This window comes from Adonisia turfae CCMR0081 (genome assembly GCF_011009555.1).
Lineage (GTDB): Bacteria > Cyanobacteriota > Cyanobacteriia > Phormidesmidales > Phormidesmidaceae > Leptothoe > Leptothoe turfae.
Genome location: NZ_QXHD01000004.1, coordinates 1,514,941 through 1,537,018, shown reverse-complemented (window position 1 = coordinate 1,537,018; position 22,078 = coordinate 1,514,941). Strand labels below are relative to the sequence as shown.

General features: G+C 42.6%; 20 protein-coding genes. 18 read left to right on the top strand and 2 right to left on the bottom strand.

The features are described from left to right. Positions 1-103: 103 nt before the first annotated feature. The 18 genes from DXZ20_RS10750 (at position 104) to crtC (ending at position 19,661) form a co-directional block, all read left to right on the top strand. Complete coding sequence (locus tag DXZ20_RS10750) at positions 104-1,072, top strand: sulfotransferase family protein (RefSeq protein WP_163698115.1); 969 nt, start codon at positions 104-106, stop codon at positions 1,070-1,072. A gap of 4 nt (positions 1,073-1,076) precedes the next feature. Further along, on the top strand, positions 1,077-2,021 hold the full coding sequence (locus DXZ20_RS10745; protein ID WP_163698113.1) for a sulfotransferase family protein: 945 nt from the start codon (positions 1,077-1,079) through the stop codon (positions 2,019-2,021). Further along, positions 2,018-3,196: a glycosyltransferase family 4 protein gene (locus tag DXZ20_RS10740; protein WP_163698111.1), complete on the top strand. Its 1,179-nt coding sequence runs from the start codon at positions 2,018-2,020 to the stop codon at positions 3,194-3,196. The genes DXZ20_RS10745 and DXZ20_RS10740 overlap by 4 nt, the downstream gene beginning before the upstream one ends. A gap of 68 nt (positions 3,197-3,264) precedes the next feature. Then, positions 3,265-4,050: a sulfotransferase family 2 domain-containing protein gene (locus DXZ20_RS10735; protein ID WP_163669965.1), complete on the top strand. Its 786-nt coding sequence runs from the start codon at positions 3,265-3,267 to the stop codon at positions 4,048-4,050. Positions 4,051-4,143: 93 nt separating this feature from the next. Further along, positions 4,144-5,301 (top strand): glycosyltransferase family 4 protein, encoded by a 1,158-nt coding sequence (locus DXZ20_RS10730; RefSeq protein WP_163698109.1) that lies wholly within the window; start codon positions 4,144-4,146, stop codon positions 5,299-5,301. Between the two features lie 63 nt (positions 5,302-5,364). After that, positions 5,365-6,243 (top strand): sulfotransferase family protein, encoded by an 879-nt coding sequence (locus DXZ20_RS10725; RefSeq protein WP_163698107.1) that lies wholly within the window; start codon positions 5,365-5,367, stop codon positions 6,241-6,243. A gap of 94 nt (positions 6,244-6,337) precedes the next feature. Continuing rightward, positions 6,338-7,255, top strand: a complete 918-nt coding sequence (locus tag DXZ20_RS10720; RefSeq protein ID WP_163698105.1) for a glycosyltransferase family 2 protein — start codon at positions 6,338-6,340, stop codon at positions 7,253-7,255. A 78-nt stretch (positions 7,256-7,333) separates the two neighbouring features. Continuing rightward, positions 7,334-8,296, top strand: a complete 963-nt coding sequence (locus tag DXZ20_RS10715) for a glycosyltransferase family 2 protein (protein ID WP_163698103.1) — start codon at positions 7,334-7,336, stop codon at positions 8,294-8,296. Positions 8,297-8,345: 49 nt separating this feature from the next. Beyond that, on the top strand, positions 8,346-9,239 hold the full coding sequence (locus DXZ20_RS10710) for a sulfotransferase family protein (RefSeq protein WP_163698101.1): 894 nt from the start codon (positions 8,346-8,348) through the stop codon (positions 9,237-9,239). A gap of 37 nt (positions 9,240-9,276) precedes the next feature. Beyond that, positions 9,277-10,314, top strand: a complete 1,038-nt coding sequence (locus DXZ20_RS10705) for a glycosyltransferase family 2 protein (protein WP_163698100.1) — start codon at positions 9,277-9,279, stop codon at positions 10,312-10,314. A gap of 393 nt (positions 10,315-10,707) precedes the next feature. After that, positions 10,708-11,943, top strand: coding sequence for a glycosyltransferase family 4 protein (locus DXZ20_RS10700; protein WP_163698097.1), 1,236 nt, complete (start codon positions 10,708-10,710; stop codon positions 11,941-11,943). 57 nt (positions 11,944-12,000) lie between these two features. After that, positions 12,001-13,143, top strand: a complete 1,143-nt coding sequence (locus DXZ20_RS10695; protein WP_163698096.1) for a glycosyltransferase family 4 protein — start codon at positions 12,001-12,003, stop codon at positions 13,141-13,143. A 17-nt stretch (positions 13,144-13,160) separates the two neighbouring features. After that, complete coding sequence (locus DXZ20_RS10690; protein ID WP_163698094.1) at positions 13,161-14,042, top strand: sulfotransferase domain-containing protein; 882 nt, start codon at positions 13,161-13,163, stop codon at positions 14,040-14,042. 53 nt (positions 14,043-14,095) lie between these two features. After that, on the top strand, positions 14,096-14,728 hold the full coding sequence (locus DXZ20_RS10685) for a class I SAM-dependent methyltransferase (RefSeq protein ID WP_163698091.1): 633 nt from the start codon (positions 14,096-14,098) through the stop codon (positions 14,726-14,728). Between the two features lie 41 nt (positions 14,729-14,769). Further along, on the top strand, positions 14,770-16,008 hold the full coding sequence (locus DXZ20_RS10680) for a glycosyltransferase family 4 protein (protein ID WP_163698089.1): 1,239 nt from the start codon (positions 14,770-14,772) through the stop codon (positions 16,006-16,008). 96 nt (positions 16,009-16,104) lie between these two features. Then, positions 16,105-17,307, top strand: a complete 1,203-nt coding sequence (locus DXZ20_RS10675) for a glycosyltransferase family 4 protein (RefSeq protein ID WP_163698087.1) — start codon at positions 16,105-16,107, stop codon at positions 17,305-17,307. Positions 17,308-17,486: 179 nt separating this feature from the next. Next, the gene (locus DXZ20_RS10670; RefSeq protein WP_250565715.1) at positions 17,487-18,647 is read left to right on the top strand and encodes a hypothetical protein; all 1,161 of its coding nucleotides are present in this window, start codon (positions 17,487-17,489) and stop codon (positions 18,645-18,647) included. 84 nt (positions 18,648-18,731) lie between these two features. Continuing rightward, complete coding sequence (gene crtC, locus DXZ20_RS10665; RefSeq protein WP_163698083.1) at positions 18,732-19,661, top strand: cyanoexosortase C; 930 nt, start codon at positions 18,732-18,734, stop codon at positions 19,659-19,661. Between the two features lie 275 nt (positions 19,662-19,936). Here the strand turns inward: crtC and DXZ20_RS10660 are convergent, their stop codons facing one another. Then, positions 19,937-20,614 carry a PTPA-CTERM sorting domain-containing protein gene (locus DXZ20_RS10660; protein ID WP_163698081.1) on the bottom strand — a complete coding sequence of 226 codons (678 nt, stop codon included), beginning with the start codon at positions 20,612-20,614 and terminating at the stop codon, positions 19,937-19,939. A gap of 626 nt (positions 20,615-21,240) precedes the next feature. Beyond that, positions 21,241-21,867 (bottom strand): HpsJ-like protein, cyanoexosortase C-associated, encoded by a 627-nt coding sequence (gene hpsJ-C, locus DXZ20_RS10655; RefSeq protein WP_006518636.1) that lies wholly within the window; start codon positions 21,865-21,867, stop codon positions 21,241-21,243. Positions 21,868-22,078: the final 211 nt, after the last annotated feature.

The following is a 22,078-nucleotide window of genomic DNA, read 5'->3' as shown; positions in this document are numbered from 1 at the left end:
ACTTGTTGAGTATGTATTTCAGAGAGATTTAGATCGCTTTGACTATACATTTTAGGACTGGTTCAAATAATCAAGACTCAATCCTGAACTAAAGCTATTGAGTATGAAAAACTTTAGTGAAGTTACTACCAGTAAGATGACCTCTATCCCCCATGATATGGTTGAGCCAATCCGCTGGTTTAACCTGCTAGTTTGGGCTCGACAAACCGTATCCGTCGATCGTAAAAATTATCACAAAAAAAAGCGACCCGTATCTACTACTAGACTATGGCATTGGCTATTTCCCAATCTGAGCCGTCCAATTTTTATTGTGGGTTCTCCTCGCTCTGGCACCACATTTCTAGGATCATGTATTGGCCAACTGCCGGAGCTTTCCTATCACTTTGAGCCAGTCGCCACTAAATCAGCCGCTCGCTATATTCATACCCAGGCGTGGAGCTTTGACAAGGCTAAATTTTTCTATCAGCTTGTTTACGCATGGCTAATGCGACTGCATGGAGATGGAGATTTACGCTTTGCCGAGAAAACCCCCCGTAATTGCTTTTTAATTGACTTTCTCTATCAAGCCTTTCCCGACGCCCAATTTATTCACATTATTCGTGATGGCAGAGATGCCGCGCTCTCCCATAGCAAAAAGCCATGGCTACAAGCCGCTTCGGCCAACTCTGACAAACGAGAGTCTAGTGGCTATCGCCATGGTCCCTATGCTCGCTTTTGGGTAGAACCTGAACGTGTGAAGGAGTTTGAAAGCACTAGCGATATTCATCGTTGTATTTGGGCCTGGCGACGTCATGTCAGCAGTATTCTTGAGCAGGCCCAAGCATTGCCAGCCGATCAATACTACGAACTACGCTATGAAGACCTGGTTAGTCAGCCTCAGCAGGCGGCACAAAAGCTACTTAACTACTTAGGAATTGAGAGTTCGGTCTCTAGCCAAACGCTCTACGAGGCATTCTCACAAGCTAAAGCAACATCCGTTGGCGGTTGGGAAAGGGAGTTTGCTGAAGAACAACACCAACAGGTGAATCAAGAGGCAGGCTCTCTACTCCGGCAGTTGGGATATGCTCACTAGCGCCATGAAAGATAGCAAACCTATGCAGACCCTAAATCCTATTTTTTTGGTGGGGTGTCCGCGCTCTGGTACCACGCTGCTACAGCAGATGTTGGATGCTCATCCAGACGTTGCGATCGCACCTGAAACCCATTTCATCCGAAATTTTTGGCTAAAGCGGGAGCACTATGGTGACCTAGCAGAAGATGCAAATTACCAAGTCTTGCTTCACGCCATTGCCGACATCCCCGAATTTGCGGAGATGGAACTAGACCTGTCAACTTTTCAGGATGCTGCACAAACACTCGATAGAAGCTATGCTGCACTGTTCACGTTGTTGCTGGAGCAGTTTCGACAAGGTCGCAATACCCAGATCGTAGGAGAAAAAACCCCTAACCATCTGCTCTATATGCAGACCCTACAGACCTTCTTTCCAAAAGCTCGTTTTATTCACATAATACGAGATCCTAGAGCTGTCATTAATTCTTGGAAGACGGTGCCATGGAGTACAGGCAGTGTTGGGGGTGACGCTGAGGTTTGGCGGAGATATATGGCCACAGCACGTCAGTCGCCACCCGATAATGGTGCTATTTTTACATTGCATTATGAGCAACTAATCTCAGCGTCAGAAGATTGTCTTAAAAAGCTGTGCAACTTTTTAGAGTTATCGTTTGATGCCAGTATGTTAGACTACCACACCCAACAATCCAAGCGAGTCAACGTTAACCGTGAACCTTGGAAAGGAAATGCCGTTAGACCCGTCAATAACAAATCCTTAAACCGCTGGCAAACCGAGCTATCCACCCTAGAAATTGCCACCATTGAAGCGGTTGCCAGCAGCGAGATGTGCCAACTTGGATATAAGACGCAATCTGCCAGTTGGCCGCTCTTAAAAGCGAACGCCCAAAAACATACTCAGCAAAAGTTAAAGCTTGCCAAACGCTATATAAACAAGCTAGTAAAACTATGAATATCGGTTACTTACATGTAGGCCCTCAAGAACATGGCCTACATCGCTATGGTCGGCTCATTGCTGAGGAAGCCAAAACACGCCCCAATGACTCTGTTATTGAAACCAGTGCGGCTTTAGACAAAGCCTGGTGGCAAAACCTGCTAACGTTGCATCAAGCTGCTCAAAAACTGGCCGATGCAGATATCGTTCACTTTCAATATAACAAGACCATCTGGGGGAAAACACTAAGTGTGTTAAACCTCTTTATTTTTGCCCTCAGCTGCAAAGCTGTCTTAGTTGTAACCTTACACGATGTTTACTGGGAACAAGTCCCCTTTCAATGGTCTAAACCAGTCTTTTATTTTAAGGCCATGTATGGGCCTAAAGCACTAGCGATTCGGTTTTTGATCCATCGTATGGGTAAAGTCTTTGTTTGTACCCAACAGGAATTTGACAGACTGGTATCTGTATCTAACTTGCAAACTAAGGCTAAAGAAAAAATCAAAATAATCCCTCACTTTGTGGAAACAAGGGACATTCAAATCAATCCTGAAGAGGTTCGGCAGTCTTTAGACCTTAAAAATAAGAGGATCATTACACTGCTAGGTTGGATTCATCCCCGCAAAGGCCATCGACTTGTGGTGGAAACGCTTCCTGAGCTTCCCTCAGATGTGATGGTCGTTTTTGCAGGACAAAATAGTGAAGGTAGTGGTGGCGAACAGTTTTTGCAAGAACTCACCCAATTAGCGGAAACTCTCAAAGTTGCTGATCGGCTAAAAATCACAGGCTATCTATCCGAAAAAGAACTAGAAGAATATCTTATGGTTACAGACGTTGCCGTCTGTCCATTTATGAAGTGCTCTGCCTCCGGTTCACTATCTACCTGGATATCGATTTCACACCCAAAGGTAGCCGCCTATAAGCTCCCTCAAATTGAAGGATACAACAGCATTTCACCGGGTTCAATCCATACCTTTGAGCCTTACACTGCCAGATCTCTGGCCATGCTTCTGAGCAATCTTCTATCTCAACCGAAAGAGTCTAACAATACAGCTATCGATCATTTACGTAGCCAGTTGCAGATTCGCACTATTGTTGAAGATCATACCCAACATTACGCCCAAGTAATTCATCGTTCCAACTCTTTCAATTCTAAATGCAATAGCTCTAAACAGTCCTTTCAAAATTTGTAACTACTTGTCAGTTAAATACTTAAACACTTTTCTTAGATCTTACTTCCACAATCGTTTTTCCAATAGCTATGCAGAATTTACTTTATTTTTCTCCACTTCAGACCAATCAAATGAAGTCAAAGATTTTCTTCCTTCATATTCCAAAATGTGGTGGAACATCCATGGATGAAGCAATTCGAAAAAGCTTTGGATTTTTCGGCAAGAAAAGAACATTCCAATTAAGTGCCCATGCTTCTTTGAAAGGGGCGACAATTGCCAACAAAAATCTAATGGACTTTCGGGAAGACATTCTACTTTACAGCATGTCTAATCATAACTATCAGTATATTGCAGGTCATTTTAGATATAGTGACAAGGTCTATAAAGAATTTGGCCAAGACTGGGATTTTATGACAATATTGCGACATCCTGTTAAAAAATGGATATCTCAATACTTCTTTAATAGAAGCAAAAAAGATAACCACTTCAGCATTGATTCTGACTTGGAAAGTTTTGTAGATTCAGAAGCAGGAAAAAAGCTAGGTAGTGATTATGTACAGAAGTTGACGGATAAAAATCTGGGTTTAGATCCTACCTCTGAGGATGCGATCTCAATTGCAGCAGAAAACTTGTCTAATTTTTCTCTAGTAGGCTTTCTGGAAGATTTAAATGGCTTTACTCAAACTTATAAGGATGTATTTGGTGTTAGTCTAAAAATTGAAAATAAAAACTCAAATCCTGTTTCAAAATCACAACAAAGATCTCAGATTTCTAGTCAACTAAGAAATAAAATTGAAGAAATCTGCCAACCAGATATTAAATTGTACAAATTAGCTGCAAAACAATGGAATTCAAAGGTGTTAGATGTATTTTGAGCTTTCTAAATGATTCTCAATCTATACACTTTTCTTCATCGTAGTGTAGGTTTCATTTTAACTTGGCTTGAGGAACTAGGAGGTTTAAAGTATATGCTTGGAGCATTTACAAAAAATAAGTCATTGACTCAGACTGACCAAGAAGGGGCTGCCGAGAATAGTCTTGGTCAAAATATCCAAGCATCTAATCAATACCAGGATAGTCTTAACGTGATTATTGCCCCCTGGTATACTGACAACCCGTATCAACAGAAATTATCTGATCAGTTAACCCAAAAAGGGCACAAGGTCACAGGCGTTAGCTGCAGCACATCTAGCTTGCTTAAAACAGTTAAAAGTAATCAGACAGATGTTCTACATTTACATTGGTTACATCATTTCTTTTTAGAGGAAGAGAGCGGCTTCAGAGCCGCTTTGAAGCTTTGTCTATTTATTGTTCAGCTACTTATTCTCAGGTTCTCTCAAGTTAATATTATTTGGACAATTCACAACTTAAAAAATCATCAGAATAAATATCTGCTGCTAGATAATATTGCGTCATTTTTAGTCGCCCACATTGCTCATAAACTAATTGTCCATAGTGAGACAGCTAAAGCAGAAGTAGCTCAAAGGTTTTACTTCAAAAATCAGCAATGTATTTATGTACTACCCCACCCTAATTACATTGATAGCTATCCTAATACAGCAACACTTCAGGAGGCTAGACAAACACTCAACCTGCCAGAGTCAGGCTTAGTTCTATTATTCTTGGGAACCATTCACCCCTACAAAGGTGTGGCAGATCTTCTCCAAGCCTTCAAAAGACTAGATTCAACCAACACATATCTGGTCATTGCAGGCAAGCCTAAAGATCAAGAACTAGCTAACCAATTAACTACTGCTGCTGTAAACGATGCTCACATTCGATACCTACCAGGCTTCATCCCTGATAATCAGTTGCAAATTTACATGAATGCGGCCAATGTTGTTGTATTTCCCTACCGAGAGTTTTTGACGTCTGGAGCTGTCATTTTGGCAATGTCTTTCGGGAAAACATGCATTGCACCTCGTAGAGGGCATATTGGAGAAGTTTTGGATGATCTGGGTGCATTTCTGTATGACCCAGATTCACCAGATGGGTTACGTCAGGCATTACATGCATCTATGCAAGCTTCAGATCAGCTCAGCAAGATGGGGCAACACAACTACCAGATTGTCAGCCATTGGACCTGGGATACCATTGCCGAAAAAACGCTTGCAGCGTATCGGTAATGCCTAGTTTCTAGAACTTGACGCTAAACCTTAGAAGTATGTTTAGTTTTAATAGGATAAACCATGAAAAATCAGGATATTGACATTTTTTTGCTAATGATTGGTTCTATGAAATGCGGAACCACAAGCCTATTTCATTATTTGGCTCAGCATCCTGAGATTTCACGTTGCAGACAAAAAGAACCGAATTTTTTTTCAAACAACAATTCTTGGGTACGAGGTTTTGACTACTATAAAAGCCTCTGGGACTATGATCATGAAACTCATAAGATTGCGTTGGAAGCTTCTACAGCATATACAAAACTACCTAGAAAAACTGATGTAGTTGATAGAATATATCAAATTAAATCTGAGCAAAAAGTAAACTTTAAGTTTGTCTATATCGTTAGAAACCCCATTGACCGGATAGTTTCCCATTGTACTCATGATTTACAAGAAGGCTGGTCACTTAAATATAAGCAAAACATCGTCCATGGCATCCCATATCCAGCTATTGAAGTTTCAAAATATGCGATGCAATTGGATGCATATCACAAAAGGTTTCCTAAAGAAGATATTTTAATTATCACGTTTGACGATCTTAAAGCCCGACCACAAGAGGTATTAAAAAAAATTTGTGATTTTGCAGGCATAAATTCTGATTTTGACTTTTCTGATGTCTCTAAATTACATAACCGTTCAAAGGGGATGATGAGAACAAATTCTCTCTGGCCAACATTTGATAGATATATTGCATCACCAATCATTAGCTATTTACCCTCTGGTAAACAGCGCAGAGCGAAAAACGCTGTTCGCAAATTTTTCACGGTTGAAGAAATCACTGAAAAAGTAGAGTTCTCAGAAAGTCAGCGTAACTTTATCACACAAGAGCTGCGAGATGACTTGAGAAAGCTCACTCAAGAGTATGGCATAGATATTTCTAGATGGGGCTTGGGAGTTTAAGAGTTCAGATCTTTTCTTAAATATAAATTTTTACTTTGATCCTCTGCTTTTCTTACCTACCTTGAATAAGGTCTTTAACCTACCAGCCAATACAATGACTGCTAAACTAGCTCAAACTCCATTTGTTTCAATTATTATTCCTGTTTATAACAGTAATAAGTTTCTCGGAAATTGTTTGGCTGCTCTGAGCAAGCAAACTTATGCAAAAGACAGATATGAAATCATCGTCGTAGACAATAATTCGACAGAAACGGTTAGTGATGTCACTAATGATTTTGAGCAAGTCACATTAACGCATGAATCTCAGCCTGGTTCGTATATCGCACGTAACAAGGGACTGTCATTGGCCAAAGGCGATGTCATTGCTTTCACAGATGCAGACTGCATTCCAACTCCAACATGGTTAGAAAATGGCGTAGCTGTTCTACTTAGTGAACCCAATGTTGGTTTAGTCGCTGGTCACATTGATCTATTTGCCGAAGATGCTAATAATCCTAATCCCTATGAGCTCTATGAAATAATTGCCCTAGGATTTCCGCAGGATCAATTTTTAGAGAATGGCCAGTTTGGCGTCACTGCCAATCTATTTACATTTAGCCATGTCATCAAGGCTGTAGGTGATTTTGATAAAACGCTTAAATCTGGCGGGGATAAGCAATGGGGACAGCGAGTTTTTAACACTGGCTATCGACAGCTTTATGCTAAAGATGCCTGTGTAAAGCATCCCACTCGAAATACCTGGGATGATCTTTATAAGCGTTGCACTCGAATTATGGGTGGTCGTTATGATGCTATTAAGACTGGCAAAACAACACAGTTGGCTTTGCTAATCGATTTTATTAGCTTTCTCAAACCTCCTGTCCGATTTTTTATACGTACCTGGCAAGACAAACGGCTACGGACTCCCCGTCAAAAAATCCAATTTACAACAGTAATGTTACGTCTCAGAGGCGCAGCGATCAAAGAAAGAATGAGACTACAGTTTGGCGGTGGTATATCTGAACGTGGTTAATTTTTAATCAAAATGAGATCGCATTATGACCAGTTTTACTGTCCCTTTGAATGATGTATAGAGCAATTGATATTGACCATGAGTGAATATAAACCCTTAGTTAGCATACTCATCAATAACTATAACTATGGTTCATTTGTGAGTCAGTCGATTGACAGTGCTCTTCATCAGACCTATGAAAATGTCGAAGTTATTGTCGTGGACGATGGCTCTAAAGACGAATCTCCAGATGTTATTCGTAGCTATGGAGAGCAAATAATAGCAGTCCTTAAAGAGAATGGTGGCCAAGCCTCGGCTTTAAATGCAGGATTTGCCAGAAGTAGTGGAGAGATTATTTGTCTACTAGATGCAGATGACCTGTATCTGACTAATAAAGTTGCAGACGTCGTTAAGGTATTTAGAAAAGATAACAAGACTGACTGGTTTTTCCATCGGTCAACCCCCTATCGCTCTGATCAACTCGTCAATAATCGACTGACAGATTACTTTCAAGAGGTCAATCAAAATAATACGACTGAAGATCCTAGAAAAATTGACTTTAGAAATGAGCTCAAAAGTGGTAAAGCTCCTGACTTTGCCCCGGCAACATCTAATATCTGTTTATCTAGAACCTTAGCTGAAAAAATTTTTCCAATGCCTGAAGTTCGTGGTAAATCGGGTGTTGCTATTTCAGATTTATATATAAAACTCTTAGCAGTTGGGCTAGGCACAGGTTATCAGACAGAAAGAAACCTATGTATTTTTAGACTGCACAATAATATTTTTTCAGAAACCGACTTTACCAATAAACGGAAAATTGGAGCTGAGATATCTATTGCCACTGGCTATTGGATTAGAGCTAAAGGTCCTGACTTTGAGAGTCTGAGTAATAAGCTTCTAGCCAAAGGGGTTAGTCTCAAGAAAAAAAGTCAGGTCAATGATCAGAGCTTTAGCAAGTTAATCGAAGACTATTTTTCCCAAAGTAACTTGTTAGAAAAAATAAAACTAAATTTTATGGTTACCTATTATCTTTTAAAGCTCTCCTTCGTGAAGATGGTTTAAAGGATATTTTTTGTTTAAATTAAATGAATTGAAAATAAGGACTAACGTTATGAATATGCCAAATTTTCTGATTATTGGTTCTGCCAAAGCTGGCACTAGTTCACTCCATTATTATTTAAGACAGCACCCGCAGATTTTTATGCCCTTCTCAAAGGAGCCTAAATTTTTTGCTTTGGAAGGAGAAGAAATCAACTTTCAAAACCCCGACAAGGGCATTAATCTATACTCTATAAATAATCTAGAAGACTATCAAAAGCTGTTCGAAGACGTAACTGATGAGATTGCCATTGGCGAAGCATCTCCTATCTATTTGTATAGCGAAAAGGCTGCCGATCGAATCAAACACTACATTCCCGATGCCAAGATGATCGTTATTTTACGACATCCGGTCGATAGAGCCTTTTCCTGCTACACCCACTTAAAACGTGAGGACTATGAACCCTTATCTTTTGAAGAAGGGCTCAAGGCAGAACCATCAAGAATTGCTAACAATTGGTCTCATCTGTGGCATTATCAAACAGCTGGATATTACCATGCACAACTTAAGCCGTACTTTGAACGGTTTGATGAGAAACAATTCAAAATCTATCTTTTTGAGGATTTATGCCGTGATTCTCTTGGTATTTTGAGGGATATTTTTGAGTTTTTAGGTGTTGATCCCGATTTTAATCCGGATATGACTAAACAGAATGTATCTGGGATGCCTAAAAGCATGCTGCTACAGAAGTTCTTCTCCAGGGATAATGTTTTAAGATCAACTATTCAGACCATTGTTCCTGAAGATTTACGACACAACGCTGCCAAGCGCATCAAGCAGTGGAACATTGGGAAGAAACCTGAATTACTGCCTCAGACGCGGCAACAACTGACTGCTATTTACCGCGACGATATTCTAAAGCTACAGGACCTGATAGATAGGGATCTATCTACATGGTTGAAGTAGATGAGGTGTCCCATAAATTCTATTATAGGAATCGGATATGAGTAGTAAATCGCTGGTTAGCATTATTATTAACAACTATAATTATGAAAAATTTGTCAAAAAAGCGATCGACAGTGCGTTGAGTCAAACCTATGACAATATTGAAGTCATTGTGGTAGATGATGGCTCTACAGATAACTCAAAAGACTTGATCCAGCAGTATGATTCACGTGTCAAAACTATCTTTAAAGAAAATGGTGGACAGGCTTCAGCCTTAAATGCTGGCTTTTTTGCTAGCCAGGGCGATATCATCATTTTTCTTGATTCAGATGACTATCTTTTTGACAATGCTGTTGCAGAGGTCATGGAACACTGGCGAGATGATCTATCTAAGCTTCATTACAGGCTAGGCGTTGTAGACAGTGAGAATAACTCGCTAGACTATACCTATCCTAGGAACGCTAAGTTGGCCATTGGCGATGTCTATAAGACACTTCTTTCAAAAACAACCTATGCTACCGTTCCTACGTCTGGTAATGCTATTAGTCGAAAAGCACTAACCGAAATTTTTCCCATCCCAGAAGATGATTTTAAGTTAGCTGCTGATAATTATTTAACAACACTCGTTCCCTTTTATGGTTCGGTGGCTTCCATCGAAACTGCGTTAGCAGGCTACAGAATACATCAAAACAATAGGTGGGTTTCTGCCACATTTGATGAAGGGAAACTGGGCAAATACGTACAGCATGATTTACTAAGGGATAGACTCTTAATAGAAAAGGCAGAACAGTTTGGTTACGAGATGCCAAAGGACTTTGAGCTAAGATTTTTTGGACGTCTCTGGTCTCGCCTAGCGTCATTGCGTTTGAATTTTAGCAATCATCCTATTCCATCAGATAATCGTCTCAATCTAACTTTTTCTGGTTTGATTTCGCTTTGGAAATACTCAGATTTAACACCGCTCAGACGGGCAATTTATAGCGTATGGTTTGTTTGGGTCGGTATCATGCCGCTATCATTAGCTAGGCCAGCAGTGATCTGGTTATTTTCACCTCAGGCAAGACCTAAACTCCTCAAGATGATGGTATCGAATTGAGCAAAGACTCTTGGCACTCAGCTCTCAGATTGAGCCGTTATCCCGGATGAGTCCGGATCTATTGCTAATATTACCGAAAGTGATGTTACAGGTTGGCTAACACCACCATTACATGCTGAATGATTGACAAGTTGCATCAAGAATGCAATTCAAAATTCAGAAAAGATATCCCTACAAGGGGCTCACCGTTAAACAAGTGCCTAAGCAAGCTAAATGAGAAGAGATAGGTCAAACTATCGTTTAGGAAATTTTTAAAGGAAACAATGTTTCTGGTCATCCTCTCAATTAGCTTTTTCTTGAGTTAAGAGCGCTGGTCTAGGAATTCTTCCCTGAGTGACCTTATCGCTTTTTATTTGTCTTTTACTAAATCATTAGTGTTAGGTGGTTAGACACATGTCAACTAATAACTTTCGCTTAGGCGTTGTTTTTACTCATCCGACTCAGCACCATGCTCCTCTCTGGCGTCAGTTGAATGCTCAACCAGGAGTCGATGTCTCAGCCTTTTATCTGTGTACTGAAAACCAGGCCCAAGGGGCTAAAGGTGTGGGTAATACAGCCGCTTGGGACGTGGATTTGACCAGTGGCTATACCTATGAGTATCTGAAGAATTGGAATGGTAGTGTGGCCCCAAAGATTAAGCGTGGACTGTTTACTCCAGGCTTGATCAATAGGCTTAAGGCAAAAAACTTTGACGCTGTCTTTGTCAGTAGCTTTTTCACCTATTCCTATCGACTGGCAATCTTGCTGTGTAAGCAGCAGGGCATTCCCATTATTATGCAAAATGATGCCACAATTATTACAGACTCACATTTTAGCTACTTAAGAAAGCTGGCCACTACTTTACTGTATCCATCCATGTATGGGCTGGTAGATCATTGGATCTCCAGTGGTGATCACAATGAAATATATCTCCGTCACTATGGCGTTTCCGCTGACAAGATTGTACGGGGATGTTATCCGGTTGATCGCGATCGCTACGAGCAGACACTGGCCCAAAACCCAGAAGAGATCAAGAAAATTCGGGCAGAGCTAGCCTGGGATGACGATACGATTCTGTATAGTTTTGTTGGCAAATATATTGAGCGCAAAAACCCCTTTGAGTTCATCGATGCCGTTGTGCAAGCCCATCGCAAAGATCCACGGGTGCGAGGCATTATGCTAGGCGGTGGTGAACTCAATGATGCCATTAATGAGCGACTGAGTGAGTTAAATGGAGAGGTGATCAACGTTGGCTTTATTAATCAAAGTAAGCTGCCCCTATACTATGCAGCTCTAGATGTATTTGTGGCTAGCTCATGGTCAGACCCCCATCCTCTGGTGGTTTCTGAAGCCATGGCCTGTGGTTGTACCGCCATTATTAGCGATCGCTGTGGCAACTGGGGCTATAGCGATACCGTTCGTCACCACTATAACGGTCTTGTCTACCCCTGTGGGGATGTGGATGCCCTTGCCAAGGCTATCCTCTCGCTGACCTGTACCCAAACTCGCAAAACCTATAGCCAACGTGCGCGCGAAGTGTTTGCTAATCAAGACTTAAATTGCGAAGTCAATGCCTTTTTAGCAGTTATTGAGCGCATCCAGCGGCAAAAAACTGGACAAAAATTGAATTTACATCCTGTTTCGTCTTAGTATTTCGAGATTTAACGAGATGAAGTTGTCTGTAAATACTAAGGACCTATACCTGAAATGCGCATAACAATATTAAGGCGTTCTCCCGGCGTTTCTTTTAGTATGGATGTGTATGCCGACGCCGTGGTGGAAGGACTTAGAGCCGTTCGACCGAATTGGGAAATTGTGGAAAATTTTCCTGATAACCCTGTTCAGGGCAAGCGTACTAACTCTCTACTCAAAGGCATACAAAAATATCACCAGAGATATTGGCAATATCCTAAAGGCTTACAAAATTGTGAGTCCGACATTTTTCATATTATTGACCACAGTGATGGCTATCTCGTGAACTGGCTTAAAACAGCCCAGGTGCCTGTTGTTGTTACCTGTCACGATTTGATCAATCTAGTCCATCCAGAGTTATTTCGTGATCGAGCTCTGATGCCTTGGTTAAGTTTAGCCACATGGAAATATTCACTGCGCAGCATGTGTGAAGCCCATCGAATTGTTTCAGTTTCGGACTATACCGCCCAAGATATTATTAAGTATTTGGACGTGGGTGCAACGAAAATCCAAACTGTTCCCAACGGGGTAGACGATATTTTTCAGGCTATAACTTCCCAGGCAGAGGGCCATTTTCGTCAAGATTTAAACATACCTGCGGAAACATGCTGTTTACTCAATGTTGGTTCTAACAACCCACGCAAGAATATCATTACAATTTTGAAGGTTGTGGCTCAGTTGCAAACTAAAGGATTCCCCATTCACTTTTGGAAGGCAGGGGATGACTTTACCCATGACCAGAAAAAATTTATTGCGGAACATCAACTTGATGGTCGTATATCTTATCTAGGTAAACCTGACAAGGAGACTTTGATCAAAATTTATAATGCAGCTGACATATTAGTCGCGCCTTCAACATATGAAGGTTTTGGGATCACGGTTTTAGAAGCAATGGCCTGTGGTCTGCCTGTAATTGCGTCCAATGTCACCTCACTACCAGAGGTGGTTGATGATGCCGCTATCCTTGTGGAGCCTCTGGATATTAATGGTATTGCTAAATCAGTAGAAGCAATCTTTAAAGATCCAGATGTAAAACGTGAGCTGATAACTAAGGGGACAACACGCGCAGCGAAATTTACTTGGAAAAACACCGCCGAGCAAATTGCTCAGATATATGAATCGCTATTAGCTAGTGCTGCTGAAACAAATATTGCTTAAATTTAAGGAATTATAGGATGAGCTATCAACTCAGAAATGTTCTAGGCTTACATGCTAGAGATGCTGTTTTTTTGACTAGGACGCTTAAAGCGAAAGCTCTTTCAGGTAATCGCCCTAAGAATTTCGTGATCTGTAATTCCTATCCTAAAAGTGGCACTCACTTACTGTATCAGATTCTTTATTCAACCCCTGGCCTCAAGCGATGGGATGACATTATTTCTGTTCAAGCCCTTTGCGGCATTATGAACACGCCTAACCATATTCGATGGAAGTTAGGGTCTGCCCCTAATCAATCTATTGTGCGATCGCACCTAATGCATTCACAAGAGATTTTAGACATCTTAGGTGAGCACCATTGCAAGCCTTTATTTATCTATCGCGATCTCAGAGACGTAGCGGTTTCCCATGCTCGCTGGGTAACCAAAGAGAAACGCATATTTTTGCACGATATTTATCAGCAGCAATCTAACTTCGACCAGCAGTTAATGAACTCCATTGTCGGTGTCCCTGTCGGCTCACCGTTTGGTTCAAACCTTTCCCAGCCTAATATTGCTCAAGACTTCTCACGCTGGCATGGCTGGCTTCAGGATTCACAAACCCTGGCGGTTAAGTTTGAAGATCTGGTGGGAGAAAGGGGGGGTGGCTCTGAAGACAAGCGGCTACACCTTATTGGTCAAATTATGGATCATCTTCAGGTCAACCTTTCCTCTGAAGAAATCAAGGCTAAATTTGGTTCCTATGCCATGAACCCAGAAGAATCTCACACATTTAAGAAAGGTGGAAAAGGTGCTATTGGAGGATGGCAACAGTACTTCAAAGAAGACCATAAGGCAGAATTTAAGAAAATTGCCGGGGATTTGCTCATTGAACTCGGTTATGAAACGAGTCTAGCTTGGTAAAAAGCTTTAGATTTTTTCAATATCAACCATAAATATTTGTGGAGGCTAACCCTATGACAGTTCAGGAATACGAGGTACTAAATGCCAAGCAGATAGCAAGTGAAACAGATCCATTCACTGAAGAACGCTATAGACAGTTTTATAAGTTTTTTTCAAAAAAGTATGAAACCGTGCTTGATGTTGGCTGTAACACTGGTCGTGGAGGCCACATTCTAAAGCAATGTAATTCACTTCTAAAGATTGCAGGTTTAGACTGCGTTCAAGATCGATTAGATCGGCTATCCAAAAATATCTATGCCCAAACTTTTTATGGTCTATCTACAGATATACCTGTGAGTGATAGGTCATTTGATGTTGTAGTCGCTGGTGAATTCATAGAGCATTTGTATCCAAATGATGTAGATAAAACCCTGGGAGAATTTTTCCGAGTCTTAAAAATAGGGGGACGATTAATGTTAACGACTCCTAATCCTGAAGACTACAAAAAGAGACTGCGAAAAGAGAGTGTTTTGGGCGAGGCGCATGTTTCGCAACATTTTCCACATGCATTAAAATGCAAGCTTCAAATGATGGGATATAGAAATATTCGTTTGTTTGGTAGCGGTAAAGTTACTCGCTATTTAGGATATTACTTTCCTATACACAATATTTATGGTAGTTACCTCATAATTGCGGACAAAGAATAGCTGATTGTTACGATTAGCCACTAATGTAGACGTAGATTGTTATGAAAATTCTTATCTCTGCCTACTCTTGTGAGCCTAATAAGGGCTCAGAACCTGGTGTGGGCTGGAATATTGCCCGAGAAGTTGCGCAACACCATCAGGTTTGGGTGCTGACTCGCCCTGATGAGAGCAAAGAGGCCATCGAAGCTGAGCTGGCTCGCAACCCCATTCCCAACCTGAAATTCGTTTACTTTACGCTGCCTTTTTGGCAAGATAGCATGCGCCTGGGACAATCGGGTGCCATGCAAATTCACTATTATCTGTGGCAGATTCAAGCCTACTTTGTTGCCCGGCGCTTACATCAAGACATTAATTTTGACGTGGCTCACCATGTCACCTTTGTCCGTTATTCAACACCTAGCTGGCTATCCCTACTGCCTGTTCCCTTTGTTTGGGGGCCGGTGGGCGGTGGCGAACAGGCTCCTCAGAGTTTCTTCAAAGACTTTAGCGACAAAGCAAAACAGTATGAAACCCTGCGTAAGCTAGCCCATAAAATGGGTGAAATTGATCCCTTTACCCGGCTAACGGCGCAACGTAGTGCTGTTGTACGAGCAACCACCCATGACACGGCTAAACAACTAAGCAAAATGGGCGCATCCCATGTGCAAATCGCTTCAGAGTCTGGTCTGGCTCCAGAAGAGATAGAAAAGTTAAATAGTTGTCCCCTGCCAGAGACTGGCCCCTTCCGCTTGATCAGCATGGGACGTTTACTCCATTGGAAAGGATTTTATCTGGGTATTCAGGCGTTTGCGAAAGCGAATTTGCCCAATGCTGAATATTGGATTTTGGGAGAGGGACCGGAGCTGGAGAACTTTCAGGCACTAGCCAAGGACCTGGGAGTAGCCGACAAAGTCAAATTTTGGGGACGGCTACCCCGTAAGGAAACCCTGGAAAAGCTAGCTCAAAGTCACGTGTTGGTACACCCTAGCCTGCATGATTCGGGTGGTTGGGTCTGCTTAGAGGGGATGGCGGCAGGGCGTCCGATTCTCTGCTTAGATTTAGGCGGTCCAGCGGTCCAGGTGACCGATGAAACTGGATTTAGAATCGCAGCCCATACACCAGAGCAAGCGACCCAAGACCTCAGTCAGGCAATGCTTAAGCTGGCACAGGATCCTGACCTGCGGAAAACTATGGGTGAAGCGGGGAAAAAGCTAGTGCGTGAGCACTATAGCTGGCAGGCAAAAGCGTCACAGCTAAGTCAGCTGTATCAAGAACTCTGTGCTGGGTCACCAGGTATGTAACGTAAGCCCTTTCACAAAAACTGCCGACCTCTTTCAAACTATTCCGACTTGGCAGTAAGGACTCGTAAATTTAGACCGTAGGGAGTTAGATTACAAATGCGTATTCTAGGGGTTCACAATCGCTACCAGATCCGTGGTGGCGAAGAAGAATGCTACGAAGCTGAAATGGGTCTACTGCAAGAGCAGGGGCACCAGGTGGATCTCTATGAGGAAACCAATGACCGCATTGCTGAGGTGAGTAAGTTATCCCTGGCAGCACAAACTGTGTGGTCACAGACTACCTATAACGCAGTGCGTAAGCGCCTGGCACAACAACATTACGATATTGTGCATGTGCAAAACTTTTTCCCTCTGATTTCTCCCTCCATCTATTACGCTGCTAAAGCTGAGAATATTCCTGTTGTTCAAACTCTCCATAACTATCGCCTTGTCTGTCCTAACGGCCTGTTCTTCCGCCAGGGACAGGTGTGTGAAGACTGTATCGGTAAGCCAATTCCCTATCCGGGCATGGTCCATGGCTGTTACCGAGAAAATCGTGTAGCCAGTGCCGGAGTTGCGGCCATGCTCTCCACCCATCGAGCCATGGGCACATGGAAAAATAAAGTTGATTGCTATATTGCGTTAACAGAGTTTGCGCGACAAAAGTTCATTGAGGGGGGACTACCTGCTGACAAAATTGTCGTTAAACCCAACTTTGTTGCCCCAGAGCCGCAGGTGGGTACTGGCAAAGGCGGTTACGCTCTGTATGTGGGGCGTCTTTCTGTGGAAAAAGGGCTGGATACCTTGCTAGACGCCTGGAAACAGCTCAAAACACCGTTACCCCTCAAAGTTGTAGGGGATGGGCCACTGTCGACACTGGTGACCGCAGCAGTTGAACAGATGCCCCACATAGAATGGCTGGGCCGTAGACCGATGGCTGAGGTGCATCAGCTGATGGGGGAGGCTCAGTTTTTGATCTTTCCATCTAAGTGGTATGAAACCTTTGGTCGAGTTGCTGTCGAGGCATTTGCCACGGGTACTCCTGTGATTGCCTCTAAGATTGGTGCCATCACAGAAATTGTTAAATCTGGCCATACTGGTTTACATTTCACCCCTGGCAATCCTGACGATCTAGCCCGTCAGGTGCATTGGATGTTAGACCATCCTGAACCTCAGGGACAGATGCGTCAAAATGCTCGTGCTGAGTTTGAGGCCAACTATACAGCAACCGCTAACTATTCGCAGCTGATGGCCATTTACTCCCAACTTGTGCCCGTTTCTCCATCGGCTCCATCGGCCACACCGGTTACTTTACGCTAACAATGCAGACTCAGACTCTACCTCGTCCCAAAGCGCCTGCGGGTTTCATTTCAAGCTCTCGCTTGTTACTAATTTCATTTGCGACGGTTTTTTTTCCCAGACTCCTTGAGTCAATGGGGGCTCCAGCACCGATCAATTTTGTTCACTTTATTGTGCTACCTGCGGCTTGCAGCCTAGTGATGTTGAGCAGTCGGCATCAATCCCGCAGGCAGTTGGCTACTGTACAGGCTCTACTTGTTGGATTGGTGGCATTGTTTGCGATCGCAACCGCCAGTGCCTTACTAAATAACGCAGGCCTGATCAATGTCTTCTTAGGGCTCATGATTATCTCAGAGCCTTTTATTTTTTTGGCCGCCCTTATTTCCGTTCCATTTACACAAGACTCCTTAGACCAATTCAAAAACTGGATTCTTCGTTTTGGAGCTATCCATCTGGGGCTAGCCTTGCTTCAGAAAGTAGGTTTAACCACAGGTCTGTTAGCCCACACTCGGATGACCATAGAAGATAATATCCAAGGTGTTTTTTATCTCTCCTCCGGTGGTCACGTAGTGGGGGCGAGTGCATCCTTAGTATTTGGTCTTTACTATTACGTCAGTGCTAAGACAATGCCCGTTTGGATACGTACTTCTGTGCTTGCCGCAGTGATGGCACAGGTCTTATTTGCTGATGCGAAACAGGTAATATTAGTCGCATTTTTAGCCTGGGGCTGTCTAATTTTTAGCAAAATCACCGATTTCAAAGTAGCCTTCCAATATATTATTGCAGCCGGTCTACTGGGGTACACCTTCTATTGGTGTATTTACAATGTCGATTTTTTTAGCGCCTATAGAGGCTGGATTCGCCCCCATATCTATGGCCCTAACGGCGATGCAACCGTTCTCAAAACCACCCCTTTTAGAGTTATTCCCAACCACTACAATTCATTCTTAAACTGGTTCTTTGGTTTGGGGCCTGGGCACACCATTGGTCGCATAGGAGGCTGGATGATCAGAGACTATTGGTCTCTTGTTGGACCCATGGGTGCAACGACCCATCCGGTCACTGATTTAGTTTGGTCAAGGTGGCGTGGGAATTATTTAGATTCAAGTTTTTTCTCTCCCCTATGGGGCTGGGCCGGTATCTGGGGAGACTTAGGTCTTTTAGGTCTAGGCAGCTACATCTATTTATGGTTTGTTACCTTAACTAGAATTACTAAAGACGATGTATCTCGTTTCTTAGTCCTCAATGTCATCGTTAATGGTTTTATCTTTACTCTTATGGAAGAGCCTGGCTTCACACTGACGAGTATAGTGTTAGTTGGGCTCCGCTGGCACGAGTTGCGTATTAAAGGTCGTGGATAATTGAGAGCACGGGCCCGATCAACCTAGTACTTTGTGGCGTAATTTTGATCATTATCAATTTTCATACTATCCACTACCAAGCCTATGTCAACACAAAAATTCTTTGATATAAAGCAGCTTATAACGGTGGTTTATGCTCAGTTACAACAGACCATAAAGACTAACCATGGTCGGTTGATGCTCTTGGGCTCAGTTGTGGGGTTAGTATACCTACCCGTATGGGTTGGCTATCTCTTTCCTCGAGCACTGAAGGGAAAAATTGGCTGGTTTTTAGTATTAAGTATGCTACTCATAGCAGCTTGGAAGCTATGGCAGCGTCGCCAGGTGTTTAGCACCTTAAAAGCATCGGAAGAAGATCGAGCTTTAGGCTATTTATTAATTGTTGTCGGCATAGTTGTATTCCCATTTTGTCGATTTGCCATGTGGCCCCAAGCGTTATTGTGGCTACTTATTATTATCGGTATGGCCTGTAGTACCTGGGGGCTTAAAGTCTTTAACAAGTTTATGCTGCCAACCTTTTTTATTGGTTTAACCGTATATCCTCGCATTGGCATTATTTCTCGGGGGCTGTGGGACTTTTTCGTTCCTGATCAAGGATTAGAGAAAGTTATGGCCTGGGCAGGCACACAATCAATGCAGTGGATTGGATTCCCAGCAACGCAGCAGGGCATCTTTATCACATTTCCTGAAGGAGCTGTGGAAGTAGGTTGGGGGTGTAATGGGTTAGATATGGCAATTACCATTGCCGCAGCAGGTTTATTTATGGGGTTGTTGTACAAACAAGATCGCCGTCAAATGGTGCTGTTAATTATCGCTGCTGCAATCATTGCCATGATCGCTAATGTGCCCAGACTCATGTTGGTAACCATTGCCCATGTGTATTGGGGACCAGAGTGGTTTAAATTCTGGCATGGTTTTTGGGGTGGTCAAATTTTCTCGGGCGTTTTGTTTACGGCTTATTACTATATTGTTGAGGCACTAATGAAGTCTCAGTCTCGACAGATGAGCGGATAAAAAATCATAGCAGTCTCAGCCAGGCCATCCAAAGCATTTGCCCCAAACACGTTATTCATAAACCTTAAAAGAGATAGACTGTAGAAGAACTAGAGCCTATCTCTTTTTTCGACTTCGCTTAGTCAACTATCTCGGCCAGCGTTCCCTATCACTTTGAAGAAGTCATACCAACAGCTTCATATAGGGGACGCTTACCCTTTTCTACGCATCTTTAAGCAACGGTTTTCAGTCAACCACAACTAAACCATTAGCTCTTAAAGACTACCGTAGACCCATTAGGCATCAGCGGCTTCACCACGTCGCTTGCGCATAAAGGCAACACCCATACCAATCAAACCAGGCAACACAGCTGGAGTGGGAATTTCTTCACTAGTGACCGTCAAACTGGCAATGGTGTAGTCATCATCCAGCTCAGGAGCACTAAATCTCCAAACATTACCACTAGGCAATAGTAGGGGCGTAAAGTCAAAGGTGCCTATACCGGAGTCAAGGCCATTACCACCAGGGATATCAGCGATCTCGATAACAGAGTTACCGTCAACCGCCAGACTAAAGTCATCGTTACCAACTTCACCTACCTCATCAATAGGCACATTGGTACCAACACGTCGGAACGTAGCAGAGACAATGTTTACAAACCGACTACCAAAGTCAAAATCCAGGAAGTCTGGACCGTTTAAGGCAAGGCCATCCACCTGTTCAGGAGGAGCAACGCTTAGGACCCTGGCCAAACCCAAACCGTCAGCAGTCTGAGTGACGACACCATTACCACTTACATCTACAGTTAGACCATCAACTGTAAAACTGGATGGTGCAACATCAATTAGAAGCGGTACGTCAAATCTTCTGAAGTTATATGTAATAGAAGCAGCGTTTGCGGAATCAGCTTGTGCCAGAAAACTTGCAGCTAAAGTACTTGCAAACAGGGCACCTGTTAGAATGTATTTTTGCATGATTTTGTAGGGAAAAATGTTTGCTTGAAAAATGTATCGGTAGAGCCCAATTTAACCCTATAACTCCAGCCTCGTTGAACTAAGTTGCCCACTTGAATTCAACTGGAGTATTTGTCAGAATCGCACAAGAAACAGGAACACCTCATGCATATGCACCATAAGACTTTAAAGCATATGCAAGAATCAAGGAAAAAGCTTTATCAAGCTTTCTTGAATACATTTTCTGCCCTATGAAGCTGAGATATCCTCAATTGGTGACACTTTAATTAGTTAAACATCGATCCCCGGAGTCTCCTTTAATAAAGAAAGAACCCCAGGATTTGACGAGGATATCCAGAAAATCGTACAAAAATAAGGAGCAATAATAGAGATATTTAGGGCAATAGGAAAGGAGAAGAGAAAGCTGTCTGATGTGCTATATCCACACAAAAAATCTCGCTTACTATCAGACTCAACGTCGTCCAGCATTCTCCTTAGGATTGACCAAAAACTATTGGCTATACAATAGTCCTAAAATAAGAAGCCCCTATCAACTCTCACCTAGCAGTTAACAGGGACTCAATGACTATTCAGTTATTTGATGATAATAGCTATTGAACGATCAGCTGTATCAATATCAACCAGACTTATCCACGCTTAATGCCCAGGCGACCTAATCCTACCAGCCCTAGTCCGACTGCTATAAGATTACCGAGGCTGGCCACACTATTTTTAGTAATACCCTGACGAGCATTTTGCTTGAGGGCTTGAGCCTGACTCGACAATTGTTGAGACGCTTGCTGTAATTGCTCAAGAGTCACGTTTTCCGGTAGGCTGCCACCAGCTTGGACCTGTTCAATCTGCGTCTGGATCTGTTGTTCCTGATTGTTGATATTTTGCAAAGCCTGTTTTTGAAAGACCAAGTTATCCCGGATTACTACACCACAGGACAAGACAAAGGCAACTCCTAAAGCTAGACAAGCATACCCCAATGAACGTTTTAACTGGCGCTGTTCAAAAGTGGCAAATAGCAGCATCCCAACTGCCAGCAGCAATACAATACTGCGATCTCCAACCTGTTGCATCACATTGATACGCCATTCTAAAGCAAAGACATTGAGCGGTGTAGCCAACACCAACATGTCAACTAAAAATCCCAGCAAACAGGTAAAACCAACAACTAAACAAATATTCTTAGCAGCAGGCATCTGTGGATTTTGGCCAACATCTGTTTGATTAGCTTTAGAAGGAAAGGGTCTAGGAAGGCTTGTCATGGCAAAAAAGAATAAATCAAGTGGTGTCGGAACATAAGTTAGGCGCTTAGGTCTTAATATTAAAGCGATACTAACGAATGATATATCCGTTGTCCCCATACATGAGAGTGGGCATTATCTCGGAATCTAAGCAGGAGCAATGGGAAGATAAATCTTCAAATGTGGTAAACTAGTCTCTATAAAGTTTGTCTGTCACCTCTCGATTGCCTCC